Annotated in this window: 22 protein-coding genes; 10 read left to right on the top strand and 12 right to left on the bottom strand. The window is 70.6% G+C overall.

From position 1 onward, the window contains the following. The first annotated feature begins 18 nt into the window (after positions 1 to 18). The gene (locus ACZ5U5_RS28110; protein ID WP_361826232.1) at positions 19 to 423 is read left to right on the top strand and encodes an ectoine synthase; all 405 of its coding nucleotides are present in this window, start codon (positions 19 to 21) and stop codon (positions 421 to 423) included. A gap of 100 nt (positions 424 to 523) precedes the next feature. Then, entirely contained in the window at positions 524 to 1423 is a 900-nt protein-coding gene (thpD, locus tag ACZ5U5_RS28105; protein WP_363207983.1) for an ectoine hydroxylase, read from the top strand. A gap of 90 nt (positions 1424 to 1513) precedes the next feature. On the opposite strand, the gene ACZ5U5_RS28100 is transcribed toward thpD, so the two are convergent. After that, complete coding sequence (locus ACZ5U5_RS28100; protein ID WP_469026851.1) at positions 1514 to 2581, bottom strand: alkene reductase; 1068 nt, start codon at positions 2579 to 2581, stop codon at positions 1514 to 1516. 135 nt (positions 2582 to 2716) lie between these two features. On the opposite strand from ACZ5U5_RS28100, the gene ACZ5U5_RS28095 reads away from it, so the two are divergent. Beyond that, positions 2717 to 3235 (top strand): MarR family winged helix-turn-helix transcriptional regulator, encoded by a 519-nt coding sequence (locus tag ACZ5U5_RS28095; RefSeq protein WP_469026849.1) that lies wholly within the window; start codon positions 2717 to 2719, stop codon positions 3233 to 3235. A gap of 145 nt (positions 3236 to 3380) precedes the next feature. On the opposite strand, the gene ACZ5U5_RS28090 is transcribed toward ACZ5U5_RS28095, so the two are convergent. From ACZ5U5_RS28090 to ACZ5U5_RS28070, 5 genes are all read right to left on the bottom strand, one after another. Next, positions 3381 to 4427 (bottom strand): aminotransferase class V-fold PLP-dependent enzyme, encoded by a 1047-nt coding sequence (locus ACZ5U5_RS28090; protein WP_469026846.1) that lies wholly within the window; start codon positions 4425 to 4427, stop codon positions 3381 to 3383. Positions 4428 to 4475: 48 nt separating this feature from the next. After that, complete coding sequence (locus ACZ5U5_RS28085) at positions 4476 to 5183, bottom strand: DsbA family oxidoreductase (RefSeq protein ID WP_469026844.1); 708 nt, start codon at positions 5181 to 5183, stop codon at positions 4476 to 4478. A 75-nt stretch (positions 5184 to 5258) separates the two neighbouring features. Continuing rightward, on the bottom strand, positions 5259 to 5747 hold the full coding sequence (locus ACZ5U5_RS28080) for a GNAT family N-acetyltransferase (RefSeq protein ID WP_469026842.1): 489 nt from the start codon (positions 5745 to 5747) through the stop codon (positions 5259 to 5261). Positions 5748 to 5869: 122 nt separating this feature from the next. Then, positions 5870 to 6478, bottom strand: coding sequence for a DUF1349 domain-containing protein (locus ACZ5U5_RS28075; RefSeq protein ID WP_469026839.1), 609 nt, complete (start codon positions 6476 to 6478; stop codon positions 5870 to 5872). A gap of 5 nt (positions 6479 to 6483) precedes the next feature. After that, positions 6484 to 8013 (bottom strand): aldehyde dehydrogenase (NADP(+)), encoded by a 1530-nt coding sequence (locus ACZ5U5_RS28070; RefSeq protein ID WP_469026837.1) that lies wholly within the window; start codon positions 8011 to 8013, stop codon positions 6484 to 6486. Between the two features lie 134 nt (positions 8014 to 8147). Between ACZ5U5_RS28070 and ACZ5U5_RS28065 the strand changes: the two genes are divergently transcribed. The 6 genes from ACZ5U5_RS28065 to ACZ5U5_RS28040 all read left to right on the top strand — a co-directional run bounded on the left by ACZ5U5_RS28065 (position 8148) and on the right by ACZ5U5_RS28040 (position 14029). Continuing rightward, the gene (locus ACZ5U5_RS28065) at positions 8148 to 8918 is read left to right on the top strand and encodes an IclR family transcriptional regulator (protein ID WP_469026834.1); all 771 of its coding nucleotides are present in this window, start codon (positions 8148 to 8150) and stop codon (positions 8916 to 8918) included. Between the two features lie 32 nt (positions 8919 to 8950). Next, a complete protein-coding gene (locus tag ACZ5U5_RS28060) occupies positions 8951 to 9421 on the top strand; it encodes a GNAT family N-acetyltransferase (protein ID WP_469026831.1) in 471 nt (156 codons plus the stop codon). Between the two features lie 149 nt (positions 9422 to 9570). Next, positions 9571 to 10545 (top strand): hypothetical protein, encoded by a 975-nt coding sequence (locus tag ACZ5U5_RS28055; protein ID WP_469026829.1) that lies wholly within the window; start codon positions 9571 to 9573, stop codon positions 10543 to 10545. Continuing rightward, complete coding sequence (locus ACZ5U5_RS28050) at positions 10542 to 11822, top strand: sensor histidine kinase (RefSeq protein WP_469026826.1); 1281 nt, start codon at positions 10542 to 10544, stop codon at positions 11820 to 11822. The genes ACZ5U5_RS28055 and ACZ5U5_RS28050 overlap by 4 nt, the downstream gene beginning before the upstream one ends. Further along, positions 11819 to 12487: a response regulator transcription factor gene (locus ACZ5U5_RS28045; protein ID WP_469026824.1), complete on the top strand. Its 669-nt coding sequence runs from the start codon at positions 11819 to 11821 to the stop codon at positions 12485 to 12487. Before ACZ5U5_RS28050 ends, ACZ5U5_RS28045 begins: the two co-directional genes overlap by 4 nt. Positions 12488 to 12580: 93 nt before the next feature. Further along, positions 12581 to 14029 carry a peptidoglycan D,D-transpeptidase FtsI family protein gene (locus ACZ5U5_RS28040; protein ID WP_469026821.1) on the top strand — a complete coding sequence of 483 codons (1449 nt, stop codon included), beginning with the start codon at positions 12581 to 12583 and terminating at the stop codon, positions 14027 to 14029. A gap of 49 nt (positions 14030 to 14078) precedes the next feature. On the opposite strand, the gene ACZ5U5_RS28035 is transcribed toward ACZ5U5_RS28040, so the two are convergent. The 5 genes from ACZ5U5_RS28035 to ACZ5U5_RS28015 form a co-directional block, all read right to left on the bottom strand. Beyond that, positions 14079 to 14813: a hypothetical protein gene (locus tag ACZ5U5_RS28035; protein WP_469026819.1), complete on the bottom strand. Its 735-nt coding sequence runs from the start codon at positions 14811 to 14813 to the stop codon at positions 14079 to 14081. Beyond that, positions 14810 to 15172, bottom strand: coding sequence for a PadR family transcriptional regulator (locus tag ACZ5U5_RS28030; RefSeq protein WP_363208000.1), 363 nt, complete (start codon positions 15170 to 15172; stop codon positions 14810 to 14812). Before ACZ5U5_RS28030 ends, ACZ5U5_RS28035 begins: the two co-directional genes overlap by 4 nt. 2 nt (positions 15173 to 15174) lie before the next feature. Then, positions 15175 to 15933, bottom strand: coding sequence for a CPBP family intramembrane glutamic endopeptidase (locus ACZ5U5_RS28025; RefSeq protein ID WP_469026816.1), 759 nt, complete (start codon positions 15931 to 15933; stop codon positions 15175 to 15177). 152 nt (positions 15934 to 16085) lie between these two features. Beyond that, a complete protein-coding gene (locus ACZ5U5_RS28020) occupies positions 16086 to 16892 on the bottom strand; it encodes an HAD family acid phosphatase (protein WP_469026814.1) in 807 nt (268 codons plus the stop codon). A gap of 145 nt (positions 16893 to 17037) precedes the next feature. Further along, entirely contained in the window at positions 17038 to 17625 is a 588-nt protein-coding gene (locus tag ACZ5U5_RS28015) for a TIGR03086 family metal-binding protein (protein WP_469026813.1), read from the bottom strand. A 199-nt stretch (positions 17626 to 17824) separates the two neighbouring features. Here ACZ5U5_RS28015 and ACZ5U5_RS28010 point away from each other — a divergent pair, with 199 nt between their 5' ends. After that, positions 17825 to 19033, top strand: a complete 1209-nt coding sequence (locus tag ACZ5U5_RS28010; RefSeq protein ID WP_469026811.1) for an MFS transporter — start codon at positions 17825 to 17827, stop codon at positions 19031 to 19033. On the opposite strand, the gene ACZ5U5_RS28005 is transcribed toward ACZ5U5_RS28010, so the two are convergent. Continuing rightward, a complete protein-coding gene (locus tag ACZ5U5_RS28005; protein ID WP_469026809.1) occupies positions 19008 to 20357 on the bottom strand; it encodes a S28 family serine protease in 1350 nt (449 codons plus the stop codon). The two genes, ACZ5U5_RS28010 and ACZ5U5_RS28005, sit on opposite strands and share 26 nt — an antisense overlap. Between the last annotated feature and the right edge of the window lie 43 nt (positions 20358 to 20400).

Raw genomic sequence — 20400 nt, 5'->3', positions numbered from 1 at the left:
AAAAGGAACCAACTCACCGTGATCGTCCGTTCGTTCAAGGACATTGAAGGCACCGACCGGCACGTGAAGTCCGCGTCCGGAACCTGGGAGAGCAAGCGCATCGTCCTCGCCAAGGAGCGGGTGGGCTTCTCGGTCCACGAGACCATCCTGTACGCGGGTACGGAGACGTCGATGTGGTACGCCAACCACATCGAGGCCGTCGTGTGCACCAAGGGCGAGGCCGAGCTGACCGACGACACGACCGGCGAGAAGTACACGATCACGCCGGGCACCATGTACCTGCTCGACGGGCACGAGAAGCACACGATGCGGATCAAGGAGGACTTCCACTGCATCTGTGTCTTCAACCCGCCCGTCACGGGTCGTGAGGACCACGACGAGAACGGCGTGTACCCGCTGCTCACGGAGCCGGAACCGGCCTAGCCGGAGCACGCCCCAAGAATCTCCCTCGCCGCCCTTTCCTCTGGGCGGCGGGGGTGTACATCCCGGAAAGGGCCGTACGAGAGGAGAGGCAGGCAACACCATGACCACCGCACCCGAACGCACCGCCGATCTGTACCCGACGCGAGGCACCGAAGAGGTCCTCATCGAGCGCAAGGACCCCGTCGTGTGGTCCGAGCCGGGTACGCCGGGGCCGATCACGGCCGACGAACTGGCGGGGTTCGACCGGGACGGATTCCTGGCGATCGACCAGCTCATCACCCCTGACGAGGTGAGCGTCTACCACGCGGAGCTCTCGCGGTTGATCGACGACCCCACGATGCGGGCGGACGAGCGCTCGATCGTGGAGCCGCGCTCCCAGGAGATCCGCACCATTTTTGAGGTGCACAAGATCAGCGAGCTGTTCGCGAAGCTCGCCGCCGATCCGCGCGTGGTGGGTCGGGCCCGGCAGATCCTGGGTTCCGACGTGTACGTCCACCAGTCCCGGATCAACGTCAAGCCCGGCTTCGGGGCCTCGGGGTTCTACTGGCACTCCGACTTCGAGACCTGGCACGCCGAGGACGGACTCGCGAACATGCGGACCGTCTCCGTCTCCATCGCGCTCACCAAGAATCACGACACCAACGGCGGCCTGATGATCATGCCGGGGTCGCACAAGACGTTCCTCGGCTGTGAAGGCGCGACGCCGAAGGACAACTACAAGCGGTCCCTGCAGATGCAGGACGCGGGCATTCCCTCGGACGAGACGCTCACCAGCCTCGCCTCGGACTACGGCATCCGGCTCTTCACCGGTGAGGCGGGCTCCGCGACCTGGTTCGACTGCAATGCCATGCACGGTTCGGGGGACAACATCACGCCCTTCCCGCGAAGCAACGTCTTCATCGTGTTCAACAGTGTGGAGAACACGGCGGTGGAGCCGTTCGCGGCGCCGGTCCGGCGGCCGGAATACATTGGGGCTCGGGACTTCACCCCGGTGAAGTAAGCAGTCTCGTACGCGAGTTGGCCCGGCACCTGGGGGTGCCGGGCCACACTTGCTTGTTGGCTCTGGGGTTGTGGGCTCCGGGCTCCGTGCTTACAGCGACGGGTAGTCCGTGTAGCCCTTCTCCGTGCCGCCGTAGAAGGTGGACGGGTCAGGCGTGTTGTACGGGCCTTCGGCCTTGAGGCGGGCCGGCAGGTCCGGGTTGGCCAGGAACAGCGCGCCGAACGCGATGACGTCGGCGGTGCCGTCCTCGACGAGGGCGAGCGCGTCGGGCCCGGTGGAGCCCTCGGTCGCGGGGTTCAGGATGAAGGGCCCGTTGAAGCCCTGGCGCAGGGTGGTCACCAGGTCGCGGATCGGGCCCACCTCCATGACGTGCAGGTACGCCAGGTCCAGGGCGCTCAGCTCCTTCACCAGCGCGGTGTACGTCGCTTCGAGCTCGTGCTGCGGCTCGGAGATGTCGTTGAAGGGGTTGCCGGGCGACAGGCGCAGTCCGGTGCGGGCGGCGCCGATCTCGGCGGAGACGGCCCTGGCGGTCTCGACCGCGAAGCGGATGCGGTTCTCGGGGGTGCCGCCCCATTCGTCGGTGCGCTTGTTGGAGCCGGGCGCCAGGAACTGGTGGATCAAGTAGCCGTTGGCGCCGTGCAGTTCGACCCCGTCGAAGCCCGCGTCGATGGCGTTGCGGGCCGCGGTCACGAAGTCGGCGATGGTCGCGCGGATCTCCTCCCCTGTGAGCTCGCGGGGCGTGACGAAGTCCTTCGGGCCCTCGGCCGTGTAGACCTGGCCCTGGGCCGCGACGGGCGAGGGGGCCACGTTCACCAGGCCGTCGGGGAGCAGTACGGGGTGGCCGATGCGGCCCACGTGCATGATCTGGGCGAAGATCCTGCCGCCCGCGGCGTGCACCGCGGAGGTGACCTTGCGCCATGACGCGACCTGTTCGTCGGAGTGCAGGCCCGGGGTGTCCGGATAGCCCTGACCGACCGCGGAGGGCTGGATGCCCTCCGTGATGATCAGGCCGGCCGACGCGCGCTGGGCGTAGTACTCGGCGGTGAGTTCCGTGGCGGTGCCGCCTTCGCCCGCCCGGCTCCGGGTCATGGGAGCCAGGGCGATGCGGTTGGCGAGCGGGGTGCCCGCGAGGTCGAGGGAGTCGAACGCGGTGGTCATCTGATGCCCCCAGGGGAAAGTTATTGGTCGGCCAAGTAATGGAACCGAGCGCCACTGTAACTCATTCCTTGGCCGACCAAGCTAATATTCTGGAACACGTGGAACGCCACCGCTGACCCCACTGCTGGAGCCCCGATGAACGACTTGGCCGCCCCCGACTCCGACCCCGCCTGTACCGAGCTCCCTACCGCCGCGCGGCAGGGGCCCGTCAGTCACACCGTGAGCCGTGTCGCCCGGCTGCACCGGATCGCGGCGGGCAAGGCGCTGAAGGGGCTCGGGCTCTACCCCGGCCAGGAGTTCGTGATGATGTACCTCTGGGACGCGGGGCCGGTACGGCAGTCGGAACTCATCAGGGCGGTCGACCTGGACCCGTCGACGGTCACGAAGATGCTGCAGCGCCTCGAACAGGCGGGACACGTGCGCCGCCGCCCCGATCCGGACGACCGCCGGGCCGTCCTGGTCGAGGCCACGGACACGAGCTGCGGCCTCCTGGCGCAGGTGGAGCGGGCCTGGGGCGAACTGGAGACCCACACGCTGGCGGGCCTGGACGAGACGGAGCGGGCGGAGCTGGCGCGGCTCCTGGGCAAGGTGGAGACCAACCTGTGCACGGAGACGGCGGACTGCCCCCTGGAGGCGAGACGCGGCGGCGCATAAGGGCCGGGGCCCCTGCGGCGGCCCTAGAGCCAGGCCAGGGAAGCCGCCCGGGTCAGGACATGCCCCGCGCTCGCCGACTCCGCCCCGCTCCCCAGGATCCAGGCCATCTCGGCCCCTCCCTCGCGACGGTCAGGCACGCCAGGGTTCAGCCGGAGAGCACGTCGAGGATGCGGTCCACGTCCGCCTCGGTGTTGTACAGATGGAACGAGGCCCTCAGGTGTCCCGCCCGTGCGGATGTAATGATCCCGGCCCTGCTCAACTGCTCCTCCCTGTCGGCGAGTCCGGGTACGGAGACGATGGGGGACGCACCGGGCACCGGCTCGTGGCCCAGCTCCGCGAGCCCGGCGCGATAGCGGGCCGCAAGCGCCGTGTCATGGGCGTGGACCGCTTCGATTCCGGTCTCCTCCAGGTATGCGAGCGCCTGGGCCGCGCCGTGGTAGGCGAGGAAAGCGGGCGGTTCGTCGAACCGGCGCGCGTCGGGGGCAAGTTGGGCGAGCGGGCCGTAGGTGGCGTTCCAGCTCTCCGCCGCCGCGAGCCAGCCGCCGTGCAGCGGGACGAGGGACTCCTGCGCCTCCTCGCTCACCGTGAGGAACGACGTGCCGCGCGGACAGAGCAGCCACTTGAAGGCACCGGTGACGGTGTAGTCGTACAGGCTCGCGTCGAAGGGCAGCCAACCCGCCGCCTGCGTCGCGTCGTTGAGGGTACGGGCGCCGTGGGCGGCGGCGGCCTCGCGCACCGCCGCGTCATCGGCGATCCGGCCGTCGGCCGACTGGACGACGGAGTACACGACGAGGGCCGTGGTGGGGCGGATCGCCCCGGCGAGGTCCTCCAGGGGCGCGTAGCGGATCTTGAGGTCGCCGCGCACCACGAAGGGGTTGATGATCGAGCTGAAGTCGCCCTCGGGGAAGAGGACTTCGGAGCCCGGCCGCTGCGCCGCCGCGATCAGTCCGGCGTGCACGGCGACCGATCCGCCGTTGGCCACGCGCGCGTGCGGCACTCCGACGAGCCGTGCGAAGGACTCACGGGCGGCCTGCACGATCCCGAAGTCGCCCGAGCCGCCGCGTCTGCCCGCGCCGTTCTCCGCCGCGAGGCCCTGGATCGCCTCGACGGCCCTGGCCGGCAGCAGGCCGCAGCTCGCTGTGTTCAGATACGTCGACGTGGGCGCGAACTCAGCGCCGTTGATGTTCCCCATGGGAACAACTCTCGCGCCCCGTCGCACCCACGTCCATCACCGATGGGTTCAGGCCTGCGGGACCGCGCAGCCGTCGGGGCCGCAGGCGTCGCCGTCCGCGAGCGTGGTGAGCGGCGAACGGCTGTCCCACGCCTGCTCCAGGGCCTGCGTGAAGACATCGGCGGGCTGGGCGCCGGAGATGCCGTACTTGCGGTCGAGGACGAAGAACGGCACGCCGTTAGCGCCGAGCTCGGCGGCCTCGCGCTCGTCGGTGCGTACGTCGTCGGCGTACCGGGAGGGGTCGGCGAGCACCTCGCGGGCCGCGTCCGCGTCGAGACCGGCCGCGACCGCGAGCTCCACGAGCCGCTCGTCGTCGTCGAAGACGGAGCGCTCCTCGGCGAAGTTGGCGCGGTAGAGGAGCCCGAGCAGCTCGTCCTGCCTGCCCTGCTCCTTGGCGAAGTGCAGCAGGCGGTGCATGTCGAAGGTACTGCCGTGGTCGCGGCCCTCGGTGAGGTAGTCGAGTCCTTCGGACGAGGCGTTCACACCGAGGTTCCGCTCGGCCTCCCGGGCCTGCTCCTCGCTCATGCCGTACTTCTTGGCGAGCATCGGGATCACGAGCCCGCTGTCGCCCTTGGCGCGCGAGGGGTCCAGCTCGAAGGAGCGGTGCACCACCTCGACGTCGTCGCGGTGCGGAAAGGCGGCGAGGGCCTTCTCGAAGCGTGCCTTGCCGACATAGCACCAGGGACAGGCGATATCGGACCAGATCTCGACGCGCATGTGACTAGCTCTCTTCAATCGAACGGTGTGCGGAGGGTCCCTCCGGTCAGTTGAAGAACGTACGACTTGTCCCGCTCATTCCCCGTCCCCGGCCGGCACGGAAAGCCGCATCCGCAGATGCGTGCCCGCGCCCTCGCCGGGCTCCGCCTCCTGCCAGCCGTGGCGGGCGTAGAAGGCCTGGGCCCGCGTGTTCTCGCGGTGGACGTCCAGGGAGGCCTCCCGGATGCCGTCCGCCCGCCACTCCTCCACGCACGCGGCGTGCAGCGCCGCGCCGACCCCCGCACGCCAGCGGTCGGGGTCGACGTGGAACTGGAAGAGCGTCACGCTGCCCGCGGCCTCGCCGTCGGGCGTACGGAACGAGGCGATGCCCACGATCCGACCCTCGCGGACCGCGCACAGCACATGCCCGCCGCGGCGCTCGATGCCCGCCCGCCACATCGCCGCCCCGTCGACGGCTTCGTCCGGCAGCCCCTCGGGGTAGTACGTGGCGCGGGCGCGGGCATGCAGGGCCGCGAGGGCCGGGGCGTCGGCGGCGAGGGCGCTGCGTATGACGGTCGGCATCATGGTCCGCATCGTCGTGGGGAGTACTGAGTGGATCACGCTGCCATAGACGTGATCCGGGCGCCTTGAGTTCCGAGGCGGCCCGAACCGGGCGTGCGAACGCCGGGCGGGCCGGAGCCCCGCCCCTACGAGCCGTCCCGCAGACCCTGGGGCCAGTTCGGGCGGAACTCGATGCCGTCGTACGTCACCACGCATCCCTCCCCCACCGGCGACTGCGCCATGAAGCCGACCAGGGCCGCGCCCGCCGCCTTCTCCTCGCCCAGCGAGAAGATCCGCACGAACGTCCAGCGCTCGCCGTCCAGGGAGGCGTGGAAGGCGAACGCCGAGCCCGTGCGGCTGATCCGGAGCCAGACGCTGCTGCCGTCCACCACGAACGCGTTCGCGTCGTCGGAACGGCCGCGGGTGACGACCGTGCAGACCGTCGCCTCGTCCGGTGACCGCTCCAGGCAGAGCTTGGCCCACTCCCGGTCGCCCACGTGCAGGTACAGGACGCCCGCGTCGAACGCCGCCGCGAAACCGACCGTCACCCGCGCGATCAGCTGGAAGTCGCCCTCGGGCGCACCGAGCAGGCGAGGCGCGTCCGACGCGGGGTCGAGCGCCTCGCCCGTCGGCGGCACGAAGCGGTCCTGCCGGGCGCCCGCCCAGCCGGTGAGCACACCGTCCTCGTACGACCAGTTGCCGTCGGGTCCGTACGTGCGCAAGGAGAAGGGCAGTTCGGGGATGTTGACGTCCATGGACGTCAGTGTTCCAGGCGCCCTTCGTAGCGCCGCGGGAGCCCCAGCGGATTGTCGTCACGCAACTCGGGCGGGAGCAGCGCTTCCGGTGTGTTCTGGTACGCCACGGGCCGCAGCCAGCGCTCGATCGCCGTACCGCCCACGGAGGTGGAGGTGGACGTCGTCGCGGGGTAGGGCCCGCCGTGGTGCTGCGCGGGCGCCACCGCGACCCCGGTCGGCCAGCCGTTGACCAGCAGGCGTCCGGCAAGCGGCGTCAGTTCGGCGAGCAGCGCGGCCCCGCGCCCCTGGCCCGCGGCCTCCTCGGCGGACAGCTGCACCGTGGCCGTGAGGTTGCCGGAGAGCCGGGTGAGGGCGGCGGTGATCTCCGCGTCGTCCTCGTACCGCGCGACGACCGTCACCGGCCCGAAGCACTCCTCCAGGAGCAGGTCGTGCTCGCCCTCGGAGGCGAGCTTCGCCGCGGGGACCGTCAGGAAGCCCGCGCTCACCGTGTGCTCGCTGCCCGCGCCCGGCGTCACCGGCGCGTCCACGTCCGGCAGTTCGACGCGCTCACGCACGCCCGCCACGAAGTTGTCCCGCATCCGGTGGTCGAGGAGCACCCCGGCCTCGGTGTCGCTGACCGCCTCCGTCAGGGACTTCAGGAGCCGGTCGCCGCCCGCGCCGGCCGGCGCGAAGACCAGGCCGGGCTTGACGCAGAACTGGCCGACGCCGAGCGTCATCGAGCCCGCGAGACCGGAGCCGATCTCCTCGGCGCGTTCGACGGCCGCGGCCTCGGTCACGACGACCGGGTTGAGCGAGCCGAGCTCCCCGTGGAAGGGAATCGGCACGGGGCGTGCCGCCGCCGCGTCGAAGAGGGCGCGGCCGCCGCGGATGGAGCCCGTGAAGCCAGCGCCGGACACCAGGGGGTGCTTGACGAGCTCGATGCCCGCTTCGAAGCCGTGCACGAGGCCGAGGACGCCCTCGGGGATGTCGTGCCGGGCCGCGGCCCGGCGCAGCGTCGACGCCACCAGCTCGGAGGTGGCCGGGTGGTCCGGGTGCGCCTTGACGACCACGGGGCAGCCCGCGGCGAGCGCGCTCGCGGTGTCGCCGCCGGGGACGGAGAAGGCGAAGGGGAAGTTGGACGCGGAGTAGACGGCCACGACGCCCAGCGGGATCTTGTAGCGCCGCAGGTCGGGGATGGGTGGCGTGGCGCTGCTGTCGGGGTGGTCGATGACGACGCCCAGGAAGCCGCCCTCGTCGACGATGTCCGCGAAGGCCCGCAACTGGTAGCAGGTGCGGGCGAGTTCACCGGTGAGCCGGACGGGACCGAGCGCGGTCTCCGCGTCCGCTGCCTCCACCAGGTGGTCCTTGGCCGCGTCGAGCAGTTCGGCCGCGGAGCGCAGGAAGGCGGCGCGTACGCCGCGGTCGGCCAGGGCGTCCTTGGCGGCCAGGGCGGCACGCACCGCCTGGTCCACCTCCTGGACTGTGGCTTCGACCGCAACCTGTTCGCGCTGCTTCCCGGTTCGGGGGTCGACACTCCAGACTGGTGCTGCTGCCACCGCGGGGTCCTCCAGAGGTGATGCCACAGATGTGCTGCCACCCACCTGGGCTGTTCGATATGCTGAACGCTGTCTCCGATGATGAACCGGAGACTTCGGAGACTATTTCTCGTCGAACTAAGGGGTCAAGGGCGATGTCGGCTGGCGAGACTGGCGGGGCACAGGTCAAGTCCGCTGTGCGGACGGTTGAGTTGCTCGAGTATTTCGCGGGACGTCCCGGAATGCACTCTTTGGCCGCCGTCCAGGAAGCCGTCGGTTACCCCAAGTCCAGCCTCTACATGCTCCTTCGTACGCTGGTGGAGCTCGGCTGGGTCGAGACGGACGCGACCGGCACGCGGTACGGCATCGGGGTACGGGCCCTCCTTGTCGGCACCTCGTACATCGACGGTGACGAGGTGGTGGCGGCGGCGCGGCCGACGCTGGACCGCCTCTCGGACGACACCACGGAGACGATCCACCTGGCGCGCCTGGACGGCACGAACGTCGTCTACCTGGCCACGCGCCAGTCGCAGCACTACCTGCGGCCCTTCACGCGGGTGGGCCGCCGCCTCCCCGCGCACTCGACGTCCCTGGGCAAGGCGCTCCTCGCCACCCACACCGACGAGCAGGTCCGCAAGATGCTCCCGGAGACGCTGCCCGCGCTGACCGAGCACACGATCACCGACCGCGAGAAGCTGATCGATGAGCTGCACACGGTCCGCGAGCAGGGCTTCGCGGTGGACCGCGAGGAGAACACGCTCGGCCTGCGCTGCTTCGGCGTCGCGATCCCGTACCGCACGCCCGCGCGGGACGCGATCAGCTGCTCCGTGCCGGTGGCGCGGCTGACGCCGGCGCACGAACAGATGGTGAAAGACGCGTTGTTCGACGCTCGGGACCGGCTGACACTGGCGACTCGTAGGCTCTGAGCATGGAGAGCCCGAGCAGGAGCACGATGAGCATGGATGTCAGTCTGCGACCGGTGCACGACAGTGATCTCCCGGTCTTCTACCGGCAGATGAACGATCCGGAGGCCACCCGCGTCGCCGCGTTCACGTCGCCGAAGTCGGCGGACCGCGCGCTTTTTGAAGCCCATTGGAAGGGGCTCAGGGAGTCGGCCGACGTGGTCGTGCGGACGGTCATCGCGGACGGCGACGTGGTGGGCAGCGCGGCGGTGTACGGGGAGCCGGGCGAGCGGGAGGTCACGTACTGGATCGACCGCTATTACTGGGGCCGGGGGCTGGCCACGGCCGCGCTGCGGGCTCTCCTCACGGAGGTGCCGGAGCGCCCGCTGTACGCACGGGCCGCGGCGGACAACGCGGGGTCCTTGCGGGTACTGGAGAAGTGTGGCTTCCGGGTGACCGCCGCGTCGCGGGGCTTCGCGCATGCGCGGGGCGAGGAAATTGACGAGGCGGTGTTGGTGCTGGCGTAGGAGCCTCGCGCACCGTCGATCACCGGCTCCGCCAAGTTCGTCCTCGAACGCCGGACGGGTTGATCGATCCGGCCCCTCCCCCGCACGGCGGACCCGGATCATCGCCTGGCAGGAGGTGCCCGGGTCCCTCCGCCGGAAGGCTGGGGCGCATGAGACAGGCCCTGCGCACCGTCGCCATCCTCGCCGCCCTCCCGTACCTCACCCTGAAGATCGCGTGGATCGCGGGAAGTCACATCGGCATCCCCGAGGACAGCAGCCTCCTCGAGCACCGCACCACCATGATCTTCGCCAACGGTCTCACCCTGCTGATGGACGCGAGCGTCATCGTCCTCGCGCTGCTCCTGACCCGCCCCTGGGGCCTGCGCACCCCCGCCTGGCTGCTCGCGTTCCCCATGTGGGCCGCCACCGGTCTACTCACGCCGATCATGGCCGGGTTCCCGCTCCAGCTCCTGGTCAAGGCACTCGGCGGCAGCGTCAACAGCCCCTCACAGGGCGGCGGCGACAGCGGGGCCTTCCTCCACGAGTGGGTCTTCGGCGTCGTCTACGGCGGCTTCATCATCCAAGGCCTCGCCCTCGGCGCTTTGTTCGTGCTCTACGCGCGAGACCGCTGGGGCCACGTGTGGCGGGGCCTCGTCCGGGACCTGCCTGGAGCGCCCGGCCGCCGGAGCCTTCCGCGGGGTGTCGCCCTCGCCGCCGCCCTCCTCGCCCTCGCACCCCTGGTCATGCACCTTCTCTGGGTCACCGGCTCCACGGCCGGCCTCAGCGAGGCGCGGATCGACGAGCGTACGACCGACTTCTACGTCCTCGAAGCGATGGACATGATCTACCTCGGCTCCGCGGTCGCCGGCGGTCTGCTCCTCACCTTCCGGCGGGCTCCCGCGCTGCCCGTCAAGGTGCCGCTCGCACTGGCCTGGCTCGGCTCGGGCGCGGTCGCCTGCTGGGGCGGCTGGCTGCTGTTCGCCTCGGTCCTCGGCGAGGAAGACATCGCCCGGCAGCCGACGGCGGCGATGCTCCTGACCTACTCTGTCCAGATGATCGTCGGGGCACTGGTGGCCACCCTCGGGGTGGTCTTCTTCAAGGAGCGGGCGGGCGCGGCCGTCCCTGCCCCGCGGCAGCCGGCGTGAGGACACTCGCGGCAGCCCTCCCGGCCCTGTTCGGGCGGCGGACGCGGCGCCGCTGGATTCACCTGATCCTCGGCGGCGCGCTCGCCATGCCGTACGTCTTCGTGGGCTCCGTCGTGGTCGGGCCGCTGCTCGGCGAGGACAACGTGCTCGGCTCGCTCACCTCGCAACTCACGGCGTTCGCGGTGGGGTTGCCGCTGGCCGCGATCACCGCGCTCTTCCCGCTCACACGGCCCATGTCGGTGGCCGCCGTACGCGCGTTGTGCGACGTGCCGGGCGACGCGCTCGCCGACGGGCCCGCACGGTCCCGGCAGGCGCGCGGCCGCACCGTCGCGTGGTTCACGCTGCACCTCGGGTTCGGCGGGGTCATCAGCGGAATGTCCCTCGCCCTGCCGCCGTTCGCGGCGGTGCTGATCGCGCTGCCGTTCGCCGCGGCACTGCGGGACAGCCGGATCGGGATGCCCGAAGTCTTCGGCGAGACCTGGATGCTGGCGCTCGCCCCGGCCATCGGGATCCTCTCCCTCGTCGCGCTCGCTGGGTGCGCGGCGGCGGCCGGGGGCCTGCTCGCGCGCTGGGCGCCCGCACTCCTCGGGCCCTCGTCCGCCGACCGGCTCGCGGCGGCCGAGCAGCGCGCCGCGGACCTCGCCGTGCGCAATCGCCTCGCCCGGGAGCTGCACGACTCGGTGGGCCACGCCCTGAGCGCGGTCACGCTCCAGGCGAGCGCCGCCCGCAGGGTCCTGGACCGTGACCCGGAGTTCGTCCGCGAGGCCCTTGCCGCCATCGAGGAGACGACCCGGCGCACGGTGGGCGAACTCGACGCGGTGCTTGGGGTGTTGCGGGAGGGCGGCGGCGACCGGACGAGTCCGACCGCACCCGCCCCGACGCTCTCGGCCGATCTCGACGGGCTCCTCAAGCGCACCCGCGCGGGCGGCCTGCGGGTGCGGGCCACGGTCGATCTCGGCCCCGAAGGACCGGACGCCCTGCCCGCGATGGTGTCCCGCGAGGCGTACCGCATCGTCCAGGAGAGCCTGAGCAACGCGCTGCGCCACGCGGACCCCGACGCCCCGGTGACCCTCCGGATCGCGCTCGACGGCACCGACCTGGAGATCCTCGCGGAGAACCCGCTGCCCCACGGCGCCCCCGCCTCCCGCCCCGGCGGCGGCCACGGCCTGCGCGGCATCACCGATCGTGCCCGGCTCCTGGGCGGCACCGCCCAGGCAGGACCGGCGGACGGCAGCTGGCGACTGAACGTACGACTTCCCCTGAAGGGACCCGCATGACCGAGACGGCAGTCGGCCCGATCCGCATCGTGCTCGCCGACGACGAGCGCATGGTGCGCACCGCCCTGCGCGTGATCCTCTCCGCCGAGCCCGATCTGGAGGTCGTCGGCGAGGCGGCGAGCGGCGCCGAGGCGGTGTCCGTCGTGCGCGAGCTGCGGCCCGACGTGGTGCTCATGGACGTGCGCATGCCGGAGATCGACGGCATCCGGGCCACGGAGCAGATCCTGCGGACGCAGGCGGAGCCGCCGCGCATCGTGGTCGTGACGACGTTCGAGAACGACTCCTACGTGTACGAGGCGCTGCGCGCCGGCGCCTCCGGGTTCCTGCTCAAGCGGGCCGACGCGGACTCGCTCGTGCAGGCGGTGCGGCTCGTCGCGCGCAGCGACTCGCTGCTGTTCCCCGCCGCGGTGCGCGCCCTGGCCGCCGAGCACGCGCGTGCGAAGCCCGCGCCGCCGGCCTGGGTGGGCAGGCTGACGGGGCGCGAGAGCGAGGTGCTGCGGCTGATGGCCGCGGGCCTGACCAACGCGGAGATCGCGGGGCGGATGGGCGTGGGCCCGGCGACGGTGAAGACGCACGTGGCCTCGGTGCTCGCCAAGACGGGGGCGCGGGACCGTACGCAGGCGGTGATCGCTGCGTACGAGGCGGGCTTCATGAACACCGACTGAGACCCCCGTTGTGGCGGCTCCGCAGTATGAGGAATCTCTAAGAAACCCGGCAGAACGGAACGAATACCTCCGCGCCGCTCGTCCTTTCACGGGATGAACAAGACGATCAGGCACGCCTCGGTCTTCACGCTGCTGCTCGTCGTCGCCCTCCTGGCGCGGGCGACGTGGGTGCAGTTCTACGACTCGAAGGCGCTCGCGGAAGACAAGCTGAACCGGCGCAACGCGATCGAGCAGTACGCGAACCCGCTGGGCGACATCGTCGTGGGCGGTGCGGCCGTCACCGGCTCCGAGCGGACGAAGGGCGGCGACCTCAAGTACAAGCGCACGTACAAGGACGGTGATCTGTACTCGTCCGTCACGGGCTACAGCTCGCAGGTGTACGGGGCCACGCAGCTGGAGGGCATCTACAAGGACGTCCTCGACGGCACCGACAACCGGCTGAAGAACCCGATGGACACGCTCACCAACAAGCGCGCCGACCCGGGTGACGTGGTCACGACGATCGACCCGGCCGTACAGAAGGCCGCGTACAAGTCGCTCGGCGACAAGAAGGGCGCGGCCGTCGCCGTCGACCCGAAGACGGGCAAGATCCTCGGCATGGTGTCGACGCCCTCGTACGACCCCTCGGACATCAGCGGTTCCACGGACTCCAAGGAGTGGCAGGCGCTCCTGAAGGACAAGGAGAAACCGCTGGTCAACCGCGCGCTGCGGCAGCCGCTGCCGCCCGGCTCGACGTTCAAGCTGGTCGTCGCGGCGGCGGCCCTGGAGGACGGGCTCTACGGCTCGGCGGACACCGGGACCGACAGCCCGAACCCGTACACGCTGCCCGGCACGCGCACGGTCCTGAAGAACGAGAGCGCGAGCGCGCCCTGTGAGAACGCCACGATCCGTACGGCGCTGCAGTACTCGTGCAACAACGTCTTCGCGAAGATGGCCGTCGACCTGGGCCAGGACAAGGTCAAGTCGATGGCCGAGAAGATGGGCTTCAACACCGACAAGCTGGACGTGCCGGTACGCGCGTCCGAGAGCGTGTATCCGTCCGACATGGACAAGGCCCAGACGGCGCTGACCGGCATCGGCCAGTTCGACGTCACGGCGACTCCGCTGCAGATGTCGATGGTCTCGGGGGCGATCGCCAACGGCGGCGAGCTGGTGTCGCCGCACATGGTGTCCCAGATCACCGACTCGAACGGCGACGTGCTCGACTCGTTCGACGACGCGGACTCGGAGCGTGTGATGAGCGAGAGCACGGCGAGTCAGCTGCAGTCGGCGATGGAGACGGTCGTCGAGAAGGGCACGGGCACGAACGCGCAGATCAGTGGCGCGGACGTGGGCGGCAAGACGGGCACGGCCCAGCACGGCGAGAACAACAGCAAGACGCCGTACGCCTGGTTCACGTCGTACGCCAAGGGCAGCGACGGCAAGGAGGTCGCGGTGGCGGTCATCGTCGAGTCCTCGGACGCGGCGAGGTCCGAGGTCAGCGGCAACGGCCTGGCGGCACCGATCGCGAAGGCGATGATGTCGGCGGCGCTGAAGTCGTAGCCGGAGTGCCCGCGGGGTGCCGGTCGGGAGTGACGGCACCCCACGGGGGTCAACGGCGCGAGCGCCAGACCTGCCGGCCCCACAGGGCGACCACTGGCAGAGCCCCCACGAGAAGCCCCCCGGCGAAGCCGAGCCCCGAGTCGGTGTCGCCGTCCTTCATGGCAACGGCCGATCCCGCCAGAACGACGACAACGACCATCACGGCCACCAGGAGGTAGAACTTGCGGCTCAGAAAGTTCCGCCGCCCCGGCGCAGGCGGCGGCGACCCCACCTCCGCCCCCGGCCCGAGGCTCGCAGCCAGCGGCCGCTTGAACCACGCGTAGACGATCCAGTTCCCGCAGGCCTCCCAGCCGTCGGGAGCCAGCCGCTCGTCGAGCCCCTCACGCCCCCGCGTGACCAGCTCACGGCGGTACTCCCAGCGCTGCGGGCGCTCCAGGTCACGGTGGCTGACGAAACGGCCGAGCGCGTCGACGCGCTCGACCTCCCAGCCCTCACCCCCGAAGCGGTTCAGCAGCTCCTCGTCGACGTACGTGTCGGCGGTCCACCGCCATGTCTCGACGTGCGCCCCGGGGGCGTCGGGCCGCTGCACCCCGGCCGGTGCCAGTTCGCGGGCGAACTCGTCGACCGGGCCGAACTCGGCCTCCGGATCGGCCCCGCCCGACTCGTCCAGATGCGCGCCGAGATCCGTGACGGTGGCCTCGACGCGGTCGGCGGGCAGCCCGAGTTCCCGCAGCCGGTCGGCGAGGTCGAGGAGGTAGCTGTCGCGCACGTAACCCTCGTTCATCGCACACCCGCCTTCGCCAGAACCTCACGTACGGAGCCGTCGAAGGCGAGCCACAGCCCGCCCTGCTCGCCGAGCGTGGCGCGGCCGTCGTCCGTCAGGGAGTAGTAGCGCCGGCCCGGCCCCTTCTCGGTGGCCCGGAACTCGGCGGCGACCAGGCCCGCCTCTTCGAGGCGGTTGAGCACGGGGTAGAGCGTGCCGCCCTTGATCTGGCCGAAGCCGGCGGCGCCGAGCAGCTTGGCGATCTCGTACCCGTAGCTTTCGCCGTCGGTGAGGCTCGCGAGGACGAGCAGGTCGAGTACGCCCTTGAACCAGCTGGCCCGGCGGTCGGTCTTCGCGCCCCCGGAGGCGGGTGCGGTCATGGTCAGTTGCCCTTCGGGATCGGCTCGTACGTGGGGAAGCTGGTGACCGGCTCCGGCTCGGGGAGCGTCAAGTCCCTTACGGAGAGGGCGATGTGGACGGCGATGGGCAGCAGCAGGCTGCCGGTCGACACGTACAGCCCGGCGAACAGCGCCCCGACGAGGCCGAAGGCGATGACGCCGCTGCGGCCCTGGTAGACGCCGGCGGCGGCGTAGATGAGCGCCGAAAGCGCTGCTGCCACGTAGAGATTGAGGTCGAGCACGCCGACGGCGAAGGCGATCAGGAGTCCGCGGTAGACGAGTTCGGCGCAGATGCCGTCGGTCACGGCGACGGCGATCGCGAGGCGCCGCTCCTGTGCCGTGCGCGGCAGCATCGCGCGGATGGAGGCGAGCCCCGGCACGTTCCTGCCGCCCGCGGCGAGGGCGCGCATCTTGCGTCCGGACACCAGCGTGACCGCGCCCATCGTGACGATGACGACGACCGTGGTCACCGGCGACTCGGGCGCCACGATGCCGAGATCGGCGGCGGCCATGGCGGGCGAGAGCAGCAGGACCACTGCGGCGAGCGCGGCGAGGACCCACCAGAAGACGAGGACGAAGGTGAAGTAGCCGACGAGGGCGCGCGGTTCGGTGTCGCGGCGGCGGGCGAGCGAGCCGTAGAGACGGCGGCCGAGCCAGGGCTCACCGAACAGCAGATAGGCGCCGAGTGCGGCGGTGATGACCGTGGAGGCGGCCGAGAACTCCGGTGAGAGCGAGGCGGTCATGGTGGGGTCCCCCTTCCCGAAGGGGCCGCGCGACGCGTGCCGCACGGCCCCATGAGCATGTGAGCTACCTAGACCGTAGAGCGACCTAGTCAGGAATGCAACCTATCTAGTTATGCCGAGCGCCCGCCGAAGCTGCCGGGGGGCTACTGGGGCTACTCCACGAAATACGTGGGGTTCGGCAGCTTGTAGGTCTTGTCCGCGTATCCACCGGCGAGGTCGGAGACCTGGTCGCCGAAGCTGCCGACGATGTTGTGGCCGGTCGACTCGATGTACTTGCGGGTGCCTTCCTTGAACTGCACGGTGGTGCACTCCCACTTGGCGGGCGTGGCGCAGCCGCTCAGGTAGGCGGGCGGGGCCGTCTTGTCCTTGGTGAAGACGTGGGTGGTGTCGAGCTGCGTGTCGTACCCGGCCCTTGCGAGGTTCGTGACGGCGCCCTCGCGCTGCGACTCGCTCAGACCGGTGAGGAAGAAGACCTCGACGCCCTTGCTCTTGGCGTACTTGACGAGTTCGGGCATGCCGAAGACGGCGGGACGCTTGGCTGCCTTCACATACGCGTCCCAAGTGGCGCTGTCGTAGGTGTAGTTGGTGCGCTTCTCGTAGTCGAGGCTGAGCAGCGAGGTGTCGTCGACATCGAGGACGATCGCGGGCTTCTTGCCGTGTCCGCCGCCCTCTCCGCCGCCGTGCGCGACGGCCTTGCGGATGTCCTTCTTCGCCTTCGCCTGAATGCGTGCCAGATCCTTGGCGTACGGGCTGTCGGGCGAGGAGTGCCAGATGCCGTCGGCGTCCTCGTAGGCGCCGTAGTAGTCGTCGATCTCGCCGACGAGCAGGCCGATGTTCTGGGGTTCGGCGGTGTGCCGCGCCGAGGAGTTGTCGGCGGTGGCCGCGCCGGTGCCGTACAGCGCTGCGCCGGCGACGGCACAGGCGGTGGCGATGCCGACCGCCCGAAGGGACGTGTGCATAGAGCGATTCTCCGGATCAGGGTCTGTCTGTGCGGGGGCGTGTGTTCAAGCAGGTCAAGGCCTGTCTACGCGCATCACACGCCACCCCGCGAGACCCTTTACCCGATCAATACCTGATCCGGGGAAAGCTTGGAGGCCCTGGGGGTCACGCTCCGGGCGCCCACCCCGGGTCGCGGCCGCTGAGGCCGACCACGCGGTCGAGGAGAGAGGCGTCGTCCGGCACCGGCACCGGGGGCCCGAACGGGCTGTCCTCAGAGGCGTCGCCCTCCTGGGGTGTGAGCAACTCCCGCGCCACGGCGAGGCTCGCCTCGTCAGGTGCGTACGCCTGCCCCGTCGCGCGCGCCAGGTCCCAGCCGTGCACGACGAGTTCGTCCATGGCCACGGCCCCGGCGACGACACCCGGCAGATCGACGCCGCCCGCCCTCGTCATGCCCTCGTACGCGGCCGGGTCCCGCCACGCCTCCACCAACTCGTCGAGCAGCTTTGGCAGTTCGGCGCGCCACTCGGGGCCGACGTCGGGAAGGGAATCCCCCGGGTTCTGGTCGAGCTGCGGTCCCAGGTTCTTGCGCCCGGCGTCCCGGAACGCGCCCGTGAGACCGACCAGGTGACCCAGCAGGTGGCGTACTTGGTACTCCGGGCAGGGGGTGGGCCCCGCGAGCTGCTCGTCGGTGACGCCTTCCGCGACGGCTGCCACCAGCCGGGCCTGCGGCGCGAAGTCGATCGTCTCCGTCATGAATCCTCCAGAATCTCGCCCTGAATCTCGGCGGTCCTTCCCCAGACACCGCTGTCCTGCCCTGTAGACCGGCCGGAACCCCGGAACTCATCGCCCAGAAGCCGCTGGACAGCCGGCCAGCTGGACAGACGAACGAGGACCACATCTACCGCACCTGCCCTATGCCGGGCCGGGGTCCTTAGAACCACGATCACCTGCCATGACATCCACGATCACGCGGGTCCTGCGCAACCGCGACGCGAGCCTCTGCCTGGGCGCGGTGCTGGTCTCCGGTTTCGGGAGCTCAGCGATGTGGCTGGTCTCCGGGATCTGGGTCAAGGAGCTGACCGGCTCGGACGGCCTGGCCGCCCTCTGCACCTTCGCCCTCTGGGCCCCGGCCCTGATCGGCCCCCTCCTGGGCACGGTCGCCGACCGCACCCGCCGCAGGCCCCTGCTCATCGGCACGAACCTGACCCTGGGTGCCCTGCTGACCTCGCTCCTGTTCGTCGACTCCACGGGCACCCTGTGGGTCCTCTACGCGGTGCTCTTCCTGTACGGGGCGTGCGGCGCCGTCACCGACGCGGCGGAGGCGGCGCTGGTGACGGCGGCGGTCGGCAAGGAGCTGACCGCGGACTTCAACGGCCTGCGGATGGCGGCGAACGAGGGCATGAAACTGGTCGCGCCGCTCGCCGGAGCGGGCCTCTTCGCGGCCTACGGTGGCGCCGAGGTGGCACTCCTGGACGCCGCCACCTTCGTGCTCGCGGCGGGGATGTTCATGCTGCTGCGGGTACGTGAGGACGTCCCCGTGCCGGACGCGAGGAACTGGCGGGCACAGACGGCCGAGGGGGCACGCTACTTGTGGGACCACCCGCGGTTGCGCCCCCTCGTCGTCGCGGGCGGCCTGACGATGCTGACCTCGGGGATCAGCGGGGCGGCGGTCTACGCGGTCGTGGAGGGCATCGGCCACTCCCCCGCGTACACCGGCGTGCTGTACCTCGTGCAGGGCGCCGGATCGGTCGTGGCGGGCGTCGCCTCAGGGGCGTTGATGCGCCGCTTCGGGGCGCGCCGCTTCGGCGGGGCGGGCATCGCGCTCACCGCTCTCGCCGCGGCCCTGCACGCGCTCCCGTACGACGCGTCGGCCCTGGCAGGCAGCCTCGCGAACGGCCTGGGGCTGCCCTGCGTGCTCATCGCGGGCATGACGACGGTGCAGCGCGAGACACCACGGGCGCTCCTGGGCCGCGCGGCGGCAACCGCGAACACGCTGATGTTCACACCGACGGCACTGGGCATCGCCCTGGGCGCGGCCCTCATCGAAACGATCGACTACCGCGCCCTGCTACCAACCCTGGCAGGAGCCCGCCTACTGATAGCCGCACCCCTGCTCAAGTCCATCCCACGGCGGACTACTTCACGTCGGCCCAGCGCTTGATCGTAGCGATGGCCTTCGTCTGGTCCGCCGCCGGGAGCTTGGCGATGGAGGCGCCGTGGTTGGAGGCGGGGGCCTCGTAGCGGTAGGAGTCGCGGTGGCTCGGGGTGAACTTTTCCGCGCTCCACGGGTCGTTCTCGCCGTAGATGAACATCATCCGCTGGCCGCGGGTCTTCACCCAGCGGTCGACGTCGGCGATGGTCCTGTTGTTGTACGTGCCGCGCATCGACTCGGGGAGGACCGAGTTGGGCTGGTAGATGTCCGGGTAGCGGCGGACGTCCCTGAGATGGTTGAACTTCAGGTCGGCCCAGCCGAGTTGGGCGGCGGCCTGGCGGTAGTAGGGGCCCGTGCCGTTCGTGCCGAGGGTCTCGTCCTGGTAGACGCTGAAACCGTGCTTCTTCGACCAGTCGTAGAGCTCGTCGTCGGTGGCCTTCTTGGCGTCGGGCACGGTCGGGCAGTTGTCGACAGTGCCGCTCTGCCAGAAGTTCCACACCTGGTCGAGCACCGCGAACTCGTAGGCGCGGTCGGTGGTGCCCAATGTCTCCTCGAAGGTGTCGCCCGCGGCCTTCGCGTCCGCCTCGAACTTGGGCAGCAACGCGTCACGGCGTACCAGCATCTCGCGCTGCACGGCGTCGAGCGCGGAGCGGCACTCGGCCGTGCCGACCGTCCTGAAGAAGTGCTCGTAGCCGCTGTCGTCCCTGTTGTTCGCGTCGTTCGGGGCCACGAAGGCGACGACCGCGTCCAGGTCGTCGGGGTAGAAGCGCTCGTGGTACGTCGCCGTCATGCCGCCCTTGCTCGCGCCCGTGCCGAGCCACTTGCCCTTCTCGATGCCGCGCAGCGCCTGGGTGAGGCGGTGTTCGTCGGCGGCCTCCTGCTGGACGGTGAGCTTCGACCAGTCGGAGCCCGCCGCGCCCGAGGGGCGGGACTGCTCGAAGTAGCGGTGCTCGACGCTGACCTGGTTGGCGTCGATCAGCTTGGTGAGGGCGGTGGTGTTCGAGGCGAGGGTGTAGCCGCCGGTGTAGAGGACGGTCGGCTTGTCCGTGGCCTTGTGCCAGAGCGTGGCGCGCTGGGTGAACGTGCCGGCGCGGGGATCGCCGTGATCGACGGGCTGCGTGTAGGTGAGCGTGTAGAAGGGGTGGCCCTCCCTGTCGGCCACGGAGACGACCTTCATGCCGGGGATCTTCTCCAACCGCTCCCGGATGTCTGCCTTGGTGGCCGCCGCCGGACTCGCGTCGCCCTGCGCGGCCGCGGGCACCGCCCCGCCGAGCACGGCTGCGCCCGCCATGAATCCGGCGCAGACCAGCGCGGATATCCCCTTGTTGCGCACCTTGTCTCCTCGTACTGGAGCGAAATGGTTGCGCGGATGGTAA

The organism is Streptomyces sp. NPDC033177 (assembly GCF_055577715.1).
Note: the sequence above shows the minus strand (reverse complement) of the source record. Positions and strands in the feature narration are given on the sequence as shown.